Genomic DNA, 17,618 nt, shown 5'->3' with positions numbered 1-17,618 from the left:
TACAGACCACCATAGTTATCTGCTGTATTTCCCACTAACTTCGTTAGGCGGGCCGGTTTCACATTTCTTTCACTGATCTGAGTTGCTAAGTCCGCCAAAGCATTTGCGCGCGCACTTAAGGACGTCCGACATGACACTGATCACTTTGCACAACACCCAAACCCGTCAGAAAGAGGTTTTGGAACCGATTAAATCCGGTGACGTGTCGATGTATGTTTGTGGTCCAACGGTTTATGATCGCGCGCACCTTGGTAATGCGCGCCCTGTGATCATCTTTGACACGCTCTTTCGTCTACTGCGCCATGTGTATGGCGAAGATCATGTCACCTACGTGCGGAACTTTACGGATGTGGATGACAAGATCAACGCGCGTGCGGCTGAAACGGGACAAAGCATTCGCGAGATTACTGATGGCACGATCAAGCTATACTTAGATGATATGGACGCGGTTGGTGCGATGCATCCTAATCACATGCCGCGCGCAACTGAGTATATCGAGCAGATGGTCGCAATGTCGGCGGATCTAATCGAAAAAGGCTTTGCATATGAGGCTGAAGGTCATGTGCTCTTCGCGGTTGAGAGCTATGTGGACTACGGCAAGTTTTCAGGTCGCAGCATTGACGACATGATTGCAGGATCGCGCGTTGAAGTCGCGCCCTATAAGCGCAATCCGATGGACTTCGTGCTTTGGAAGCCCTCGGACGAGAACACACCCGGTTGGGACAGCCCATGGGGCAAGGGACGTCCAGGCTGGCACATCGAATGCTCTGCCATGGCGAACGAGCTATTGGGCGAAAGTTTCGACATCCACGGCGGTGGCAACGATCTGACCTTCCCGCATCATGAGAATGAAATCGCACAAAGCAAATGCGTCGGTCATGGGTTCGCAAACATTTGGATGCACAACGAAATGTTGCAGGTTGAGGGCAAGAAGATGTCCAAGTCATTGGGCAACTTCTTCACCGTACGCGATTTGCTGGATCAGGATGTTCCGGGTGAAGTGATCAGGCTCGTTATGCTTGGAACGCATTACCGCAAGCCAATGGATTGGACTGAACAGAAACGCGCCGAGGCAGAGCGCACGTTGCGTCATTGGCATTCGCAGATTGACGGCGTTGAGGCGGCGGATGTTCCGGACCCAGAGGTCGTCGTGGCACTTGCTGATGATTTGAACACGCACCAAGCCATACAACGCCTGCACGCTTTGTCGCGCGCTCGTGATTTTGCGGGACTTAAGGCCTCCGCAGATCTGCTTGGGTTGCTGACGGATGCGCTTGCCGATTGGGTCGCGACAAGCTGGGGTGGCGGGCAAGACCATTCCAAGATTATGGAGGTCGAAAGTTGGCTGCGTGCCGCGCGCAATGCGGCAAAGCTCAGCGGTGACTACACGGATGTGGATCGCTTGAGGAGCGCTGCGCGTAGTGCGGGGCTGGATGTGCAGATGGGCAAAGACACAGTGGAACTAAAACCCACGCAGGGCTTTGACGTTAAAAAACTACACGCCATTTCACGAAAGGGCGCATAAATGAGCCGCGAACGCCTTTATCTCTACGACACAACCCTGCGTGACGGCCAGCAAACCCAAGGCGTGCAATTCTCCACGACGGAAAAAATGCAGATCGCAGAAATGCTTGATAGGTTAGGGCTTGATTACATCGAGGGCGGATGGCCGGGCGCGAACCCGACCGACAGTGAATTCTTCGAAAAGGCTCCGAAAACCCGTGCGCAGATGACCGCCTTTGGGATGACGAAAAGGGCTGGTAGGTCCGCTGAGAACGATGAGGTGCTTGCGCAAGTCATGCAAGCAAACACGGGCGCGGTTTGTCTGGTGGGCAAGGCTTCCGCCTTCCACGTCTCAGACGCGCTTGGCATCACCAAGGCCGAGAACACTGCCAATATCGCCGCCTCTTTCTCCCATATTGTCGGGCAAGGTCGCGAAGCGCTGTTCGATGCAGAGCATTTCTTTGATGGATACAAATCCGATCCCACCTATGCGCTTGAATGCTTGCATGCGGCTCATGAAGCGGGTGCGCGCTGGATCGTTTTATGCGATACGAATGGCGGCACCTTGCCACAAGAAGTGGCTGACATCACCAAAGCGGTAATTGCGTCAGGTATCAGTGGCGACCGACTCGGCATTCACACTCACGACGACACGGCCAATGCAGTGGCTTGTTCTCTTGCTGCGATTGATGCAGGCGTGCGGCAGGTGCAAGGCACGCTTAATGGGCTGGGCGAGCGCTGTGGAAATGCCAATCTGACCACGCTTATTCCGATCCTACTGTTGAAAGAGCCATATGCGAGCGCTTTGGAAACGGGTGTTTCGAATGAGAGCCTGCAAACCCTCACGCAGATTTCGCGTACCTTGGATGATATCCTGAACCGCGTTCCTTTGCGCCAAGCGCCTTTTGTTGGTGCATCCGCTTTCGCGCACAAAGCGGGCCTGCACGCCAGCGCGATCCTGAAAAACCCAAGCACCTATGAGCATATCGAGCCAGCAATCGTTGGCAACGTTCGCATCATTCCAATGTCAAACCAAGCGGGCCAATCGAACCTGCGCAAACGTCTCTCGGACGCGGGGCTAAGCGTTGCCAAAGGCGATCCCGCGCTTGGATTTCTGCTCGATGAGATCAAGGCGCGCGAATCCAGCGGTTATTCCTATGATACGGCGCAGGCGAGCTTCGAGCTGCTCGCGCGTCGCGCCCTTGGTCAATGTCCTGAGTTCTTCGAAGTGAAGCGCTACAAAGTCACCGTGGAGCGACGCAAGAACAAATATGACCAAATGATTTCGCTCTCCGAAGCGGTGGTTGTGCTGAAAGTGGATGGCGAAAAGAAGCTCTCCGTGAGTGAGTCGATGGATGAAACAGGCTCTGATCGGGGTCCTGTGAATGCCTTGTCCAAAGCTTTGGCGAAAGATCTCGGGCAGTATCAGGCGATGATCGACGATATGCGGCTTGTGGATTTCAAGGTGCGGATCACCCAAGGCGGGACCGAAGCGGTTACCCGCGTGATCATCGACAGCGCTGATTCTAAAGGGAATCGTTGGAGCACGGTGGGGGCCTCGCCCAATATTGTGGATGCGAGTTTTGAGGCTCTGCTCGATGCGATCCAATGGAAACTTATCCGCGATACCAACGAAAACGGATAAGTAACCTTGAAGTTACATGTCACCTTAGCTTCTCATGTTACCAATAGGTTACATGGAGGCTGTGATGGCTTGGTTACTACTTACAATTTCTGGCGGACTCGAAGTGGTTTGGGCCTCAGCGCTCATAGCCTCTGACGGGTTTATAAAACCGCTATATAGCGCGATCGTTGGTGAAGCGGCAAGCCCACTGCGCCTAGCCAGTGCGGCGCTGATCATTGTCGACCTCAAACTGGCGGAGGGCTAAGCCATGACTATTGAACAACTTTCCCGTCTGCGCTTTGTGGTCTTTTTGAGCGCGGGTCTAATCATTTGCGGCTACGGCGTGCTCGCCTTGATCCTTGTCCGACCCGATCTGATCTGGCCTTGGATTCCCACCGTCGCGGGTGTTGGTGCGGGTGCACTCATCTACTTGTCTGCGGTGCGTTATGATGAAGAAGTGGCAAGCGTCAGCTTTGACGAGCTGTTTGACCTGGAATGGCAGCGCGCGGTGAGTTGATCCTATTGGATCGTAATCGCTATGTATCCTTTTTTCACTGTGCCCTTGGCGACAGGGATGCTCAATTCGCAGACGGCTTTTGCTGCGATGGGCACCCTGTCGGGTGGTGCGCCGCTGCTGCTCTATTGCTTCATTACGTTGCGGTCTTGAGCCATGGCAGAGTTGCACAACACCCTCAAAGCGCATCGCACCGAGAAGGGGTTTACCCAAGCCTTACTGGCGGAAGCCGTCGGTGTCTCGCGCAAATCGATCAACACGATTGAAAACCGTGTGTTCACCCCCTCGACACTGCTGGCGCTGCAAATTGCAGATGCGCTTGAGTGCTCTGTTCATGATATTTTACGTGAAAGACGACTGATATGCTCATCACAGTATTGAAATTTACAGCAGTTAGCCTTGTGATAACCGCACTGGTTGCTTTTGGCCTGGTCCTGTATGATCGTCCGAAAACCTTAAGCGACGTTGACGAAGCTGCAGGCCTTAACTTCGAGAGCACGGTAGCCCTTGGCATCAGCGATGTGCCCCCACTAAAAGGCGTCACAATGGGCAAAGGTTGGGACATGCCAATCCGCAGTTATGGGGTGCAGGGCGCTGGCAAACCATTGCTGATCTTGATCCATAGATCCGGCTGGGTGGCTTACAATTTAACTGTCTTGCCAATGCATTAGAAGATGATGCTTATGTTGTTGTCCCTGATCTACATGGTCATGGGGCGAGCCCTGAACGTCGGGGTGACGTGGATTTCATCAACCAAATGGAGGATGATCTTGTGGCTCTTATCAAGGCCGAAGCGCGCGAGGATCAAAAGGTCATTGTTGCTGGGCATTCCTCTGGCGGTGGTCTTGTTGTGCGCTTTGCAGGCGGTGAGCACGGCGCATTGATGGATGAAGCGATCTTGTTCGCGCCATTTCTCAAATACAACGCCCCGACAACGCGTGAGAATTCTGGTGGTTGGGCACATGCGATGACGCGCCGTATCATCGGGCTGTCGATGCTTAACACCTTCACGATCACCGCTTTGAACTATCTAGAAATCATCCAATTCAACATGCCTAAGAGCCGCGCGCGAGGGAAAATACGGCCATCTTGCCACGCTTTCCTACACCTATCGTTTGAACACAGGCTACGTGCCGCGGATGGACTACCTGAAGGATATCGCCGCTTTGCCCAATTTCACGCTGATCGCTGGTGCGCAGGATGAAGCGTTTTATGCGAATAAGTATGTGGAGGTGATGAGCGCGGCCTCCGACAAAGGCAGCTTTCATATTTCGGATGGCGAGAGCCACCTGAGCATAGTAGACGCAGCTTCAACCGAAACGTTGATCCGAGGACTATTGAAGTGAGCAACGACCCTGATTGGCACGCTTGTGCTGCGATTGTTGAACGCGGAGATGGTGCACGATTTCGCGCGGCCATGGCGGCTCCGGCGCAGGCGCGTGCAATCTTGTTCCCAATCTATGCTGCAAACGTTGAAATCACACGCGCGCCTTGGGTAACGGCAGAGCCGATGATTGCAGAAATGCGGCTGCAATGGTGGCGGGATGTGATGGAAGAGATCATCGAAGGACGCGAAGTGCGTCGCCACGAGGTCGCAACGCCGCTTGCGCGAGTTCTGAGTAAGGCGGGGGCCGAAGCGCTGGATCGCCTAATCGCTGCGCGCTGTTGGGACATCTATAAGGACCCGTTTGAGGACGCGACAGCGTTCACCGCTTATCTTGAGGACACCGCAGGGGGTGTTTTGTTCGCCGCGTGCGACGCACTAGCGAAGGTTAACGCGAAGGTCGCGAAGGATGCGGGCTATGCTTCTGGCCTCGCGAGTTTTTTCCAAGCAATACCCGCGCTCGAAGACGCTAAGCGCGTACCTTTGCTTGATGGGCGGTCAGAGGCGATTGTTGACTTGGCCAAGGGGGGGCTAAGCAGGCTCAAGCAAGCGCGCAAACTTCGTGGCAGTCTCGCAAAACACGGCTGCATTGCGCTTTGGCAAACAGAGGCAGTGTTGAAACAAGCCGCCTCTGATCCGCGCGCTGTTGGCGAAGACCGGCTTGAAGTTGGCGCGTTCAAGTCCTCAATCCAGCTGTCCAAAGCGGCGCTTTTAGGTCGCTGGTAGCGGATCTTTCGGGCGCATCATTAACCAGGTCAATGCCGTGCCAGCGAGCGCTAGAAAAGGGATCATCGCAAGGTTCACAGCCGTCCAGCCTTGTACTGGATCACCACCAGAGCAGTTCATCAAGCCGCCAGATGCCAGCGATGCCATGGTCACGCCACCAAATACGAACAAATCGTTCATACCCTGTACGCGGCCACGATCTTGCGGGCCATGCGCTGAAGTCAGCATCGCCGTCGCCCCGATAAAGCCGAAGTTCCAGCCAATGCCGAGTAAAACGAGTGCGATGAAGAAATTCTTCAACTCCACATCATTCAGTGCGACAACACCTGCGGCTGCAAGGATCACAAGTCCTGCACCGACGATCTTCTCAACGCCAAAGTGCGCAATCAGATGTCCCGTAAAGAACGACGGAATGAACATGGCCAGCACGTGTCCCGTGACAACGTCAGCGGCGTAGTTTGTTGTATAGCCACAACCCACAACGGCAAGGGGCGTGGACGTCATCACAAGGTTCATCAGCGCATAGGACACCATTCCGCAGATCATTGCGACAGCGATGCGCGGCGTTTTCAGCAATTCCAATCGTGAGCGTGCTTCAGGCGCATCCGCCGCAGGGGTCGCAGGGGCAGGGATGTTGATAAACAAAAAGATCAGTGAGCCGACTGCGTTAAGCAAAAACACAAAGATATAAGCCCCCATGAAGGCGGACACAGTTGCATCGCCGGATGGGACCATGCCATTGGTGGCTTTGACCATTTGGGGACCGATAATGGCAGCTGCGAGACCACCCGCCATTACATATGAAATTGCTTTGGGCCGAAACGCTTCATCTGCGGTATCGGCGGCGGCGAAGCGATAAAAACCTTGCGCACTCATGTAGAGACCGGTGCAGAAACTGCCGAACAAAAAGAGCGGGAAGCTAGAATAATAAAGCGCAATCGCACCGATCAAGCCGCCAAGGGCGCCACCTGCGGTGCCAATCCAAAAGCCTGCGCGGCGTCCATAGCGCTGCATTACGCTCGAAATCGGCGTGGCTGCGCACATTGATCCGATCACAATCATCGAGATCGGCATTGTTGCAAAACATATATTAGAGGCAAGCGATTGCCCCGCCAGCCCAGCGATAGTGAAGAGCATCGGCATCTGAGAGCCAAGCACGGCTTGCGCCAAAATCAGAACGAAAACTGTGCGGCGGGGGGAGGAAACGGTTCGTGTCATGTTTCTCCCTTAGACCCGCGGCGCGCGTCCCGCAAGCTCGCTCATGCAGCATCGATTATATGTGCGAAAGATCCAGCAACATTACCTAAGGTTAAACCCATCGCGGGCAGGGTGGTGTCTTCTGCGTCTTTTGCTTGAAAGAGCGGATTGCCCACGGCGCTAATTGTACTTGCATAGTGGAATTCATGTGCGTTCCACTTGCCTGTGAACGGTCCTGTGTTTGCTTGCAATTGGCGATACCCAAGGTGAAGTTTTCGCTGCTCGAAAGACGTCACTAGCCGTAATAGCCCCGCCATTTGGTGCTTGGTACCGCCTGCGTCCACCAAGCCATCGCCAAGCAACATGTAGCCACCACACTCACCGTAGATTTGCGTATGCGCCGCTGCTTCACGCAAGGACGGCATGAAACTTCTAGTTTGGGCCAAATGTCCAGCGTGAAGTTCTGGATATCCACCAGGGAGAAAGATGAAGTCGCACTCTGGCACTGGATCATCATTGAGTGGTGAGAAGACGCTGATCTCAGCCCCTTGGCTCTGCCAGTCCTGCAAAACATGTGGGTACGTGAAGGCAAATGCATTGTCGCGTGCAATCGCAATACGCTGTGCGGGTGGTACGATTTTTCTGGCAGTTTCTGTGGTGTGCAGCGGTTGACATAACCCAGACAGAAGATCCAAATCGATGTTGTTTGCAACCAGATCAGCCGCGCTTTCGATGAACGCGTTTAAATCTTCGCGTTCCTGCGCTTGCACCAACCCGAGGTGTCGTGAGGGCTGCACAACTCCTTCACTGCGCGGGATCGCACCAAAAACAGGTAAACCACCTGGCATCAAAGCGCGTCGCAATATCGTTTCATGGCGGCCGCTGCCGACTTTGTTCAGGATCACGCCGGCGACGCGCACGTCTGGATCAAAATGTGCAAATCCGATCACCGTGGGCGCAATGGACTGCGCTATGCGCGACGCATCAACGACCAAAACAACTGGCAACCGCAATTGTCGCGCAAGATCCGCGACGGAGCCGCGCCCATCTGGGGGCGCACCATCAAACAGACCCATAGCGCCCTCGATCACCAACGGGGTTTCTCCCGCGGCAAGGGACGTTATGCGTTCGGGCGACATGGCCCAAGCGTCCAAATTGAAACACGGCATGCCAGAGGCGGCTTCGTGAAAACGTGGATCTATATAATCAGGTCCTGATTTCGCGCCACGAATGTCGACACCAAGTCGTTTGAATGCGCGCAGGATTCCAAGAGTGGTTGTGGTCTTGCCCGAGCCGGATGAGGGCGCTGCAATGATGAAACCAGTGCCGCGTTTCATGATGCTTCTGCGGGTCGGCCTCGTCCCAAGGGGTCATCATTGCGTGGCTCGAACCCTTGCGCGATGCTTTGCCAATCCAGAGCTTGACGCATGAGAACGGAGCGGCCGATGCATAAGATCGACGGTGGTTTCAGGTTCGCCGCAGCAATATCAGCCGCCATCGTGCCAAGCGTGGTCTCCAGCACATTCTGATCTTCGGTGGTAGCGGAGGTCACAACAGCCGCAGGCTCCATCGGATCACGTCCCGCGTCCAAGAGCGCGTTGGCGATGCGATCCACATGCTTCATACCCATATAAATCACCAACACCTGCGCGCCGTCTGCAATGGCTTTCCAATTCAACGATGAGGGCGCGCCGCCCGTCTGGTCATGTCCGGTCACAAAGGTCACAGACTGGTTCACGTCGCGGTGTGTCACTGGAATGCCCGCATAGGCCAGCCCGCCAATCCCCGCGCTGATGCCGGGGATAATGCGGATGGGCACGCTGTGTTGCACAAGGGTTTGGCCTTCTTCACCGCCACGACCGAACACGAACGGATCGCCGCCCTTCAAGCGCAACACCCGTTTGCCCGCGCGTGCGAGTTCCACAAGATGCAATGAAATATCGCGTTGCTTTGCCGACGGTTTACCACCGCGTTTGCCTGCATAAATATGCTCGGCCTGCGGGGCCCACTCCAAAATCGCGTTTTGAACGAGCGCGTCATAGACGATCACATCCGCTTGTCGCAGCGCATTGAGCGCATGCAAGGTCAAAAGGCCGGGATCGCCGGGTCCCGCGCCTGCAAGCCACACCCAGCCAGGCTGGAATGTGGGCCAAACAGTGCCGGGCAATGCGGGCAATGGAGAATGTGAATCGCTCATGCCCTCTTATGGCCTTTGCAAAAATTAAACGAAAGGTGGCATGCGACATCGAATGAGGAATTGGCGGCATGTGATTGCGTCGCTAAGGTGCGGGCAATGACGCGGAAACCAGACATAGAATTGCGCCGTGGCTGGACCACGGGAGCCTGCGCGACCGGCGCGGTTCAGGCCGCGCTTTGCGGTTTGTGGGAAGGTCGTGTACCAAACAAGGTGCAGATCACCTTGCCGCGTGGGGAAACGCCTGTGTTTCAGATTGAACACAGCGAAGTGGGCGATGGTTGGGCCAAGGCGTCGATCATAAAGGATGCGGGCGATGATCCTGATGTGACACACCAAGCCTTGATCGAGGCCTCCTTGAAAATATCAGATGGCGGAATCGTGTTCAAAGGTGGCGTTGGCATTGGTCATGTCACACGCCCCGGTTTGCCAATCACGGTGGGCGAGCCTGCAATTAATCCTGTACCGCGCGAGATGATGCGTGCAGTGGTAAATGATACCGCCGCGCGCCTTGGCGAAGCGCCTGATATCGAGATCACATTGAGCGTGCCAAACGGCGCAGCGCTGGCGCTGAAAACATGGAACCCGCGTCTTGGCATCATTGGCGGTCTCTCGATCCTTGGTACCACAGGCATCGTTCGGCCCTTCAGTTGCGCGGCTTGGATTGCGTCTATCCACCGTGGCATTGATGTGGCCTGCGCTGAAAATCTGCCGCATGTGGCGGGCTGCACTGGGGCGACCAGCGAGCGCGTGGTGCAGGGCCTTTATGAACTGCCAGATCACGCGATGTTGGATATGGGAGATTTTGTGGGTGGTTTGCTCAAGTATCTTGCCAAACACCCTGTGCCGCGTATCACGATTGGCGGCGGGATTGGTAAGATGACCAAACTTGCCCAGGGCGCGCGGGATTTGCATTCGGGCCGCTCTCAAGTGGATCTTGTGGCGCTGGGGCAAGTGCTCGGTCGGTCAGAAATTGCAGATATGAACACAGCGCTGCAGGCCTATGAAACCATTGGAAAACCTATGGCAAATTGGGTCGCGCAGAATGCGCTTTCAACGATTTCTGACATGCTTCCCGATACTGTGTCCGCAGATGTCGTGGTAATTGATCGCAAAGGTGAGGTCTTGGCGCGCGCATGACGATTCTAATCCTCTCAGGTACCGGCGAAGGGCGTGAGATTGCTGCTACACTACATCAAAATGGTGTGAGCTTGATCGCCTCGCTCGCGGGCGCGACACGCAATCCCCGCAATCAAGCGGTGCCGACGCGTATTGGTGGGTTTGGTGGCGCATCTGGGTTTGAGACATACTTGAAAGAGCATGAGATCACCGCTGTCCTTGATGCGACGCACCCGTTTGCGCACGATATTTCTCAGCGCTCTCATAGGGTCTGCGTTGCGTTGAATATCCCGTATTGTCTCTTTGCGCGGCCTGCTTGGGTAGCTACAGAACAGGATCTCTGGACATCGCTCGTCGATGAAACAGAGGCTGCGGCGCATATAAAACCTTCCTCAACCGTTTTCTTAGCAACGGGTCGCAAGACACTGAATAAATTTGAAAATCTATCGAATTGCCGTTTGATTTGTCGTCAAATTGACCCACCCGATGGCCCATTCCCATTTCCAAAGGGTGAGTTCTTGATCGGGCGACCACCGTTCTCAGTCGCGGATGAAATCGCGTTGTTTCGCAAGCTCGTAGTGGATTGGCTCATTGTGAAAAATGCTGGTGGAACGGCGAGTTTTTCGAAACTTGAAGCCGCCCGTGAACTCGGATTGCACGTTGGCATGATCGAACGACCTGATATGCCGGATGCGAGAACTGTCACGACCGTTAAGCACGCAATTGAGTGGGGTTTGAGACATGGATGAATGCATTATCAAAGGCGGCACTTGTGTCCTAGAGGGCGCGCAATGGTTGGCTGAATATGACTCTCGCTTCAAAAGCGCGATTGAGGAAGTTGGCCCGTTGCCTCTGCGTTTGAAGGATGAAGGTTTTGCGCAGTTGTTGAATGCGATTATCGGCCAGCAAGTGTCGGTGGCCTCCGCCAATGCGATTTGGGCGCGTATGGAAGGGCTCAATCTGACCTCGGAAGATAGGATTGCGCAGGCAAGCGACGAAGACCTGCGCGCTGGCGGCTTAAGTGGTCAGAAAATGCGCTACTCACGCGCTCTGGCGGAAGCGCGGATCGACTACTCAGCTCTGCGCGACATGCCTTCGGATGAAGTTATCAAAACGCTCACGCAGGTAACTGGGATAGGGCAATGGACTGCTGAAATCTACGCGATGTTCAGTTTGGGACGCGCTGATGTGTTCGCGCATGGCGATCTTGCGTTGCAAGAGGCTGCAAAAGTTCTGCTGGATCTGCCAGAGCGGCCCAAAGAAAAACAAATGCGCGAGATTGCAGGTGACTGGTCGCCGTGGCGCTCGGTTGCAGCGCGCGTGCTTTGGGCCTACTACCGCGTTGTGAAATCACGGGAAGGAATGCGATGACACGAGTTTTAAATTCTCAGCGTAAAGAGGCTGTTTCCGGCGAAACGCGCTCTGTTGTGGTGTTCTTACACGGATATGGTGCAAATGGAGCGGATCTTTTGGGGCTGGCAGATCCTTTGGGCGAACATTTGCCTGACACGTTGTTCGTGGCCCCCGATGCTCCCGAAGATTGCGCAGGCGCGCCCATGGGGTTCCAATGGTTTCCTATCCCGTGGATCGATGGCTCATCTGAGGAGGAGGCTGAGCGCGGCATGACCGCAGCTGTCGCAGACTTGAACGCCTTTCTTGATGCTTTGATGGTGGACGAAGATGTGTTGCCCGAGCAGGTCGTGCTGTTCGGCTTTTCCCAAGGCACGATGATGGCGTTACATGTGGCCCCACGCCGCGAAGACGAAGTAGCAGGTGTTGTCGGGTTCTCAGGTCGTTTGCTTGCGCCTGAGGATTTGGTCGATGACGTGGTTGTGCGCCCTCCGATCCTCTTAGTTCACGGCGACGCGGATGATGTTGTGCCAGTTCAATCACTGCCTGAGGCGGCGGATGCGCTCCAAAAAGCAGGATTTGAGGATGTGTTCGCGCATATCATGAAAGGCACGGCACATGGCATTGCACCCGATGGCCTGTCCGTGGCTTTGGCGTTTATGCGCGATAAATTGAACCTTTAACCTTTGTAAAACAACGCTTTGGCAAGCCCTGCATGAAGACGCTTGCCAGAGTGTGAACCCCATATATAGTGTCCGTGAAGCAGCACGGGACTAACCCTGCGTTTTTGCTGCAATCGATGGGGGATGCGGGTTCAAGAAAATCATCAGAACCGACCGTAGAAACTGCACGAAGACCCTATGTAATGGGGTGCTTTCATGATGAGCGTTGAGGTGTTGTCCACCCCTTCACATATGAAGAAGCTCAACACCCATCGCACACTGGTGTTGAACGCGGATATGCAACCGCTGAGCTGGATGCCTTTGTCGACGTGGTCGTGGCAAGAAGCGATGACCGCCGTGTTGCAAGACCGTGTTATCCAACTGAAAACATATGAAGATCTCGAGATACGCTCCGCGACGCAAGCCTTTGAAGTGCCCGCCGTTGTGTGCCTACGACAGTATCACAAACGCCAGAATGCGGCGTTCACGCGCTTCAATCTGTTCTTGCGAGATGGGTTTCGCTGCCAATATTGCGGTGCGAAGAAACCAGCCAAGGATCTGACATTTGATCACGTGCTGCCGCGTTCTCGCAAGGGGCCAGCCACTTTTGAAAATATTGTGGCGGCATGCCAATCCTGCAACCTTCGCAAGAGCAATAGAACGCCGCGCGAGGCAGGGATGAAACTGCTGCGCAAACCGCGTGCGCCGTCGCCGCGTGAGCTTGATAAGGTTGGTCGCAAACTGGCACGTGTGCAAAGTGAATTGAATCAGACATGGCTTGATTTTCTTTATTGGGGTGCTGATTTGGAAGCGTAATGAAACGTGTCTTACTTCGGCCGTTCGTTTCTGTTTTTCATATCCAGAGATTTGATGATTTTGCTAAGGTTCTTTTCTTTGTGCTTCCGTTCGCTCAGAGAGGCGGTGTTGAACGCATCTTCCGCAACCAATCTGCGCCAGCGCGTCACCCGTGCTTGATCAATGTCACCGTTATTTAATGCTGCCTTAACCGCGCAGCTGGGTTCGCTGTCATGGGCGCAATCGCGAAATTTGCATAGGGTTTGAAGCGTCTCGAGATCTGCGAACAGATCGCCAACGCCCGCCGCCGCATCCGTCAGCTGCAATTCGCGCATACCAGGCGTGTCTAGGACAGCGCAACCGCTTGCGACAAAATGCAATTCACGCCGCGTTGTCGTGTGACGGCCTTTGCTGTCAATCTCACGGATTTCGCCGGTTTCAATGGCATCGCTGCCTGCTAAAGCATTGGTTAGGGTGGATTTTCCAACACCAGAAGAACCAAGGAAAGCGACGGTTTGACCTTTAATACACCACGTTGCGAGCTGTGAAACCGTATCATCCGATTTCGCATTCAACGGCATCACGGCGACAAGGTCAGAGATACTTTGCGCTTGCTCAACATAGGGATCGACATCGTCACAGAGGTCGATTTTGGTTAACAATATAACGGGCGTCACATCTGCGTCAAAGGCAAGGGCCACATAGCGTTCAAGCCGCGCAATGTTGAAGTCCGCGTTGCAGGATGTCACGATGAAGGCGGTGTCGATATTGGCGGCGATCAGCTGTTCGAAACGGTCTTTTCCAGGCGAACGTCGCTTGATCAGGCTTTTGCGTTCGAGCAGAACACTCTCCGCGAGCGTTTCCGCGTTATAGAGAAACCAATCACCGACTGTAGCATTCTTGCGCGGTGGCAGCACGGCGGAGATGTCAGCGCCGATCACTTGCAAACCACTTCGATGCACGGATGTGACGCGCACAGGCGGTGTTTGCTCCATCGCATCCGCTGGGGTTTGTCGCGCAAAAAAACCTGACCAGCCAAGGCGTTCTAACGGACTTTCAAAGGCTGGGCGTGTGGCTGCGTTAGGCAGGAATACATCGTAGTTGCGGCTCATGACGCATCCCAGAACATGCAAGCGCACATGAAAAAGGGCCGCAAAGCGCGACCCTCAATCAAATTCGTTGCGCTGTCGATGATCACTCGGACTTCGACGGAGCGCCGGTTGGGACTTTACCAGCGCCCTTAGAATTCAGCGGATCATCCTGACGCTGCACGGAACCTTCAAAGTGCGCACCGCTCTCGATTGCTATCGTCTTGTGGATAATGTCACCCTCAACACGTGCGGTCGACGTCAAGCGTACTTTCAAACCACGTACACGCCCAACGATACGGCCATTCACGACCACATCGTCTGCGATTACTTCGCCTTTGATTGTCGCGCTTTCACCGATGGTCAGCAAGTGCGCGCGAATGTCGCCCTCAACTGTGCCTTCGACTTGAACGTCGCCAGTGGTTTTCAAGTTACCCGTGACGTGCAGGTCTGCAGACAAGGTTGAGGCCGGTGGCTTTGCCTTTGGGGCAGAGGCCTTGAACTCGCTCGAGCGCGCAGGCAATGCAGGCGCCCCAGAAGAAGTCTCCGCTGCTACTGGAGTGGTGCCGCCCGCCTTGGGGCCGGGTTCGTTGATTTTGCTTTTAGAAAACATCGTTTGCAGCCTTAATATAAATCATCGGATTGACGGCTTTCCCGCCGACGCGAACTTCGTAGTGTAGATGGGTCCCAGTGGATCGTCCAGTGTTTCCCATATCACCAATGCGCTGACCACGCGAGACCCTTTGTCCGACCTTCACGCGGAATTTAGAAAGGTGAGCGTAGCGCGTCTCGATACCGAACTGGTGTTGAATTTTCACGAGTTTGCCGTAGCCAGACAGCCAATCTGCGTGGATCACAACGCCATCCGCAGTGGAGTAAATCGGTGTGCCATGTGGTGCTGCAAAGTCCGTACCTTTGTGCATGCGACCCCAACGATATCCGAAACCAGATGTTAAGCGGGACGCGCTTTTAATAGGCTTCGCAAATGGCGCTTTCTGAGCAGCGATGCGGTAAAGGTTGAGACGATCCATGTCCCTCAGGATATTATTCGCGCGATTCGTCTCAGGTGTTTCAGCAGAACCACGGGTCGAAAAACTTAGCGGCATCAAGGGGCCACCTTGGCCGGAATAACCTTTGCGTACTTCATTCAAAATGCGGTCCGTGTTCATACCAGCGGCACGAAACATCTTATCGAGTGGTTTGACTGAAACAGTCATTGCTTCTTCAAGTTGGCGGAAGATTTGATCGTTTTTGTCTGCCATCATTTGGATCTCAGACTTCATTTCTTCTGCTTGCAAGAGGGCATCTTGCGCATCCTCAACCACTTTGTCGCGCTCTTGCGCGGTGGATTCCAGAGCAGCGGTCAAGAAATTCAAAGCCGCGTCATCGCTAGCACTGTTCGCAGCAACACCTGCGCCGCCATCTGAAAGCTGGGCCACTTGGTCACGCGCGGCTTCTCGGTCTTTCATAGTTTTACGCAGAGTGGTTTGGATCACATCGATCCCAGTTTCCAATTCGCGGCGGCGCGTTTCGGACGACAACAATTCGGACTGCATAACAGAAATTTGGCTCAAAGCCGCGTTAAACCGTTCTTGCGCTGCAAGAGCTTCGGCGGCGCGCGCGTCGCGCTCGCTAGAGAGCTCGTTCAAACGGCGCTCATAGGCACTCTGGTCACGTTTGGCTTGGTCGCGGAAATTTCCGGAGCCAATGCTGTCCATCAACAAAATGGACGTTGCAACAATCGACCAAGTTACGATTGACGCAGCGCCAACATATGCAATGATTTGAGTGGACGGACGCAAGCGAATAAAGCGCGTGTCCGAATCGGAGCGCAGAAAGACCCTGCGTTCAGGAAAATGGCGTTCCAAAAACGAATTAATTTTCATCGAAAGCCGTTTTTTCAAACCAGCGTCCCTTTTCGTCCCAGCCCGACAGATTGCGCTCGTTTCAGCACTCGAGTGAAAGTCCTGTGGCCCCTTGAGTGCTTAAATAGCTAGCAGGCCGCGTTCACGCAAGTCATTTGGCACCTACGTTTAGGTAAAGCATGGAAATTAAATAAAAATTGTGGCTAAAAATCGCTGAAAATTGGCGTGTGAGACTTTCGTCACTCGCCTTGCGGGTCAGGCAAATCTTCTGTCAGAGGCCAGTAAAAATCAGGTGGAATGCCCGCATCGGCGCGTTTTTCTTCGTTGAAAGGTGGTTTCAATGTGCCGTGGAAATAGGTGCGCACGAGCTTGTGAAAGACCTCTTTTGGATCCTTGTTCTCGCGCCCGCACATAAAGTTGAACCATTTAGAGCCATAGGCGACGTGGCTTACTTCTTCGGCATAGATTGTTTCTAACGCGGCAACGGCGCTCTCGGCTTTGGCGTTTTGAAATACTTTGATCATACCAGGTGTGACATCTAGCCCGCGCGCTTCCAAAACCATCGGAACCACCGCGAGGCGTCCCATGAAGTCTTCTGCCGTGTCCTCAGCCGCGCGCCACATACCCGCATGCGCAGTCAATGCCCCATAGAAGCTGCCCAACTCCTCAAGACAATCGCACATCAGATTGAAATGTTTGGATTCGTCATCCGCCGCGCTGACCCAGTCGTCATAAAACCCTGCGGGCAAAGGTATATGGCTAAAGCGCGCGATGATGTCCCAGTGTAGGTCCACCGCATTCAGTTCGATATGAGCGACGGCGTGAAGAAGGGCGATGCGGCCGGTTTCAGAACCTGGCTTGCGGTGTGGTACCTCACGCGGCGACAACAATTCAGGTGCCTCGGGTCGGGCAGGGTGCATGGGGGGTGAAACGCTGCCAATCTCGGGGAAATAGCCATCTGCACGTGCGACACGCCACTCTGCTGCATACTTATGAGAGAGAGCAGTTTTCGCGCGCCCGTCGGCCGTTTGCAGCACATCAAGCGCCATTACCGCGAGAGGTTTCAAGAATGTAGCGCCTTCGCGGCCTCTAGCACGGTTTCTGCGTGACCAGGCACTTTCACCTTGCGCCAGACCTGCGCAAGTGTGCCATCGGCTGCAATCAAAAATGTTGCGCGCTCAATACCGATAAATTTTTTGCCGTACATATTCTTTTCTTTCCACACCCCATAGGCCTCACAGGTGGCGTTATCTTCGTCTGACAAAAGCGGCATCTTGAGCGCGTGTTTTGTTGCAAATTTCTCGTGGCTTGCGACGCTATCGGCTGAAATGCCCCATATCGTGACGCCCAATGCTACGAAATCATCTTCCATTCCGGTGAAGGCGATCGCCTCTTTTGTACAGCCGGGGGTGTCGTCGCGGGGATAAAAGAACAAAACAACAGGACTCGACGCATCCGAAAGGGTAATCGTGCGATCGCCGCTGGCAGGTAGGGTAAAGTCAGGCGCTTTGTCACCGATATCAATCATTTGGCATCCTCTTACTTTTACTAGACTTAAGTTTCATATTAGAAGAGGGCAATCAAGTGAACGCTTACT

Annotated in this window: 22 protein-coding genes; 14 read left to right on the top strand and 8 right to left on the bottom strand. The window is 54.3% G+C overall.

What is annotated here, in order from left to right; genetic code table 11:
* Positions 1-130: 130 nt before the first annotated feature.
* The 9 genes from cysS (at position 131) to QZ280_RS12635 (ending at position 5,751) form a co-directional block, all read left to right on the top strand.
* On the top strand, positions 131-1,525 hold the full coding sequence (gene cysS, locus QZ280_RS12675) for a cysteine--tRNA ligase (RefSeq protein WP_293444755.1): 1,395 nt from the start codon (positions 131-133) through the stop codon (positions 1,523-1,525).
* Positions 1,526-3,148, top strand: a complete 1,623-nt coding sequence (cimA, locus tag QZ280_RS12670) for a citramalate synthase (protein ID WP_293444753.1) — start codon at positions 1,526-1,528, stop codon at positions 3,146-3,148.
* Positions 3,149-3,212: 64 nt separating this feature from the next.
* Positions 3,213-3,392 (top strand): hypothetical protein, encoded by a 180-nt coding sequence (locus QZ280_RS12665; RefSeq protein ID WP_293444751.1) that lies wholly within the window; start codon positions 3,213-3,215, stop codon positions 3,390-3,392.
* Between the two features lie 3 nt (positions 3,393-3,395).
* Positions 3,396-3,644 carry a hypothetical protein gene (locus QZ280_RS12660; protein ID WP_293444749.1) on the top strand — a complete coding sequence of 83 codons (249 nt, stop codon included), beginning with the start codon at positions 3,396-3,398 and terminating at the stop codon, positions 3,642-3,644.
* A gap of 153 nt (positions 3,645-3,797) precedes the next feature.
* Positions 3,798-4,022 carry a helix-turn-helix domain-containing protein gene (locus QZ280_RS12655; RefSeq protein WP_293444747.1) on the top strand — a complete coding sequence of 75 codons (225 nt, stop codon included), beginning with the start codon at positions 3,798-3,800 and terminating at the stop codon, positions 4,020-4,022.
* Positions 4,004-4,312, top strand: a complete 309-nt coding sequence (locus QZ280_RS12650; protein ID WP_293444745.1) for a hypothetical protein — start codon at positions 4,004-4,006, stop codon at positions 4,310-4,312. Before QZ280_RS12655 ends, QZ280_RS12650 begins: the two co-directional genes overlap by 19 nt.
* Positions 4,267-4,845 (top strand): alpha/beta fold hydrolase, encoded by a 579-nt coding sequence (locus tag QZ280_RS12645; protein ID WP_365734746.1) that lies wholly within the window; start codon positions 4,267-4,269, stop codon positions 4,843-4,845. The genes QZ280_RS12650 and QZ280_RS12645 overlap by 46 nt, the downstream gene beginning before the upstream one ends.
* On the top strand, positions 4,808-4,987 hold the full coding sequence (locus tag QZ280_RS12640; protein ID WP_293444743.1) for a hypothetical protein: 180 nt from the start codon (positions 4,808-4,810) through the stop codon (positions 4,985-4,987). Before QZ280_RS12645 ends, QZ280_RS12640 begins: the two co-directional genes overlap by 38 nt.
* Positions 4,984-5,751 carry a squalene/phytoene synthase family protein gene (locus QZ280_RS12635; RefSeq protein ID WP_293444741.1) on the top strand — a complete coding sequence of 256 codons (768 nt, stop codon included), beginning with the start codon at positions 4,984-4,986 and terminating at the stop codon, positions 5,749-5,751. The genes QZ280_RS12640 and QZ280_RS12635 overlap by 4 nt, the downstream gene beginning before the upstream one ends.
* Here QZ280_RS12635 and QZ280_RS12630 read toward each other — a convergent pair.
* From QZ280_RS12630 to cobA, 3 genes are read right to left on the bottom strand one after another with little or no spacing between them, the layout of a single operon-like run.
* Entirely contained in the window at positions 5,737-6,969 is a 1,233-nt protein-coding gene (locus tag QZ280_RS12630; protein WP_293444739.1) for an MFS transporter, read from the bottom strand. The two genes, QZ280_RS12635 and QZ280_RS12630, sit on opposite strands and share 15 nt — an antisense overlap.
* Positions 6,970-7,010: 41 nt before the next feature.
* Complete coding sequence (locus QZ280_RS12625; protein WP_293444737.1) at positions 7,011-8,285, bottom strand: cobyrinate a,c-diamide synthase; 1,275 nt, start codon at positions 8,283-8,285, stop codon at positions 7,011-7,013.
* Positions 8,282-9,145, bottom strand: a complete 864-nt coding sequence (cobA, locus tag QZ280_RS12620) for a uroporphyrinogen-III C-methyltransferase (RefSeq protein ID WP_293444735.1) — start codon at positions 9,143-9,145, stop codon at positions 8,282-8,284. Before cobA ends, QZ280_RS12625 begins: the two co-directional genes overlap by 4 nt.
* A gap of 96 nt (positions 9,146-9,241) precedes the next feature.
* On the opposite strand from cobA, the gene QZ280_RS12615 reads away from it, so the two are divergent.
* The 5 genes from QZ280_RS12615 (at position 9,242) to QZ280_RS12595 (ending at position 13,089) form a co-directional block, all read left to right on the top strand.
* Positions 9,242-10,282: a cobalt-precorrin-5B (C(1))-methyltransferase gene (locus tag QZ280_RS12615; protein ID WP_293444733.1), complete on the top strand. Its 1,041-nt coding sequence runs from the start codon at positions 9,242-9,244 to the stop codon at positions 10,280-10,282.
* Positions 10,279-11,010: a cobalt-precorrin-6A reductase gene (locus QZ280_RS12610; protein WP_293444731.1), complete on the top strand. Its 732-nt coding sequence runs from the start codon at positions 10,279-10,281 to the stop codon at positions 11,008-11,010. Before QZ280_RS12615 ends, QZ280_RS12610 begins: the two co-directional genes overlap by 4 nt.
* A complete protein-coding gene (locus QZ280_RS12605; protein WP_293444729.1) occupies positions 11,003-11,632 on the top strand; it encodes a DNA-3-methyladenine glycosylase 2 family protein in 630 nt (209 codons plus the stop codon). Before QZ280_RS12610 ends, QZ280_RS12605 begins: the two co-directional genes overlap by 8 nt.
* Entirely contained in the window at positions 11,629-12,294 is a 666-nt protein-coding gene (locus QZ280_RS12600; protein ID WP_293444727.1) for an alpha/beta fold hydrolase, read from the top strand. The genes QZ280_RS12605 and QZ280_RS12600 overlap by 4 nt, the downstream gene beginning before the upstream one ends.
* Positions 12,295-12,489: 195 nt before the next feature.
* Positions 12,490-13,089, top strand: a complete 600-nt coding sequence (locus QZ280_RS12595; RefSeq protein WP_293444725.1) for an HNH endonuclease — start codon at positions 12,490-12,492, stop codon at positions 13,087-13,089.
* An 11-nt stretch (positions 13,090-13,100) separates the two neighbouring features.
* Here the strand turns inward: QZ280_RS12595 and rsgA are convergent, their stop codons facing one another.
* The 5 genes from rsgA to QZ280_RS12570 all read right to left on the bottom strand — a co-directional run bounded on the left by rsgA (position 13,101) and on the right by QZ280_RS12570 (position 17,549).
* On the bottom strand, positions 13,101-14,180 hold the full coding sequence (gene rsgA, locus QZ280_RS12590; RefSeq protein ID WP_293444723.1) for a ribosome small subunit-dependent GTPase A: 1,080 nt from the start codon (positions 14,178-14,180) through the stop codon (positions 13,101-13,103).
* An 82-nt stretch (positions 14,181-14,262) separates the two neighbouring features.
* Positions 14,263-14,769 carry a polymer-forming cytoskeletal protein gene (locus QZ280_RS12585; protein ID WP_293444722.1) on the bottom strand — a complete coding sequence of 169 codons (507 nt, stop codon included), beginning with the start codon at positions 14,767-14,769 and terminating at the stop codon, positions 14,263-14,265.
* Positions 14,759-16,060, bottom strand: coding sequence for a M23 family metallopeptidase (locus tag QZ280_RS12580; RefSeq protein ID WP_293444720.1), 1,302 nt, complete (start codon positions 16,058-16,060; stop codon positions 14,759-14,761). Before QZ280_RS12580 ends, QZ280_RS12585 begins: the two co-directional genes overlap by 11 nt.
* A 200-nt stretch (positions 16,061-16,260) precedes the next feature.
* Positions 16,261-17,088: a ferritin-like domain-containing protein gene (locus QZ280_RS12575; protein ID WP_293444718.1), complete on the bottom strand. Its 828-nt coding sequence runs from the start codon at positions 17,086-17,088 to the stop codon at positions 16,261-16,263.
* Positions 17,085-17,549, bottom strand: a complete 465-nt coding sequence (locus QZ280_RS12570; RefSeq protein WP_293444716.1) for a peroxiredoxin — start codon at positions 17,547-17,549, stop codon at positions 17,085-17,087. Before QZ280_RS12570 ends, QZ280_RS12575 begins: the two co-directional genes overlap by 4 nt.
* Between the last annotated feature and the right edge of the window lie 69 nt (positions 17,550-17,618).

Source organism: Planktotalea sp. (assembly GCF_018607995.1).
In the GTDB taxonomy this organism is placed as follows: Bacteria; Pseudomonadota; Alphaproteobacteria; order Rhodobacterales; family Rhodobacteraceae; genus Planktotalea.
This window is presented reverse-complemented; position numbering and strand designations above follow the sequence as displayed.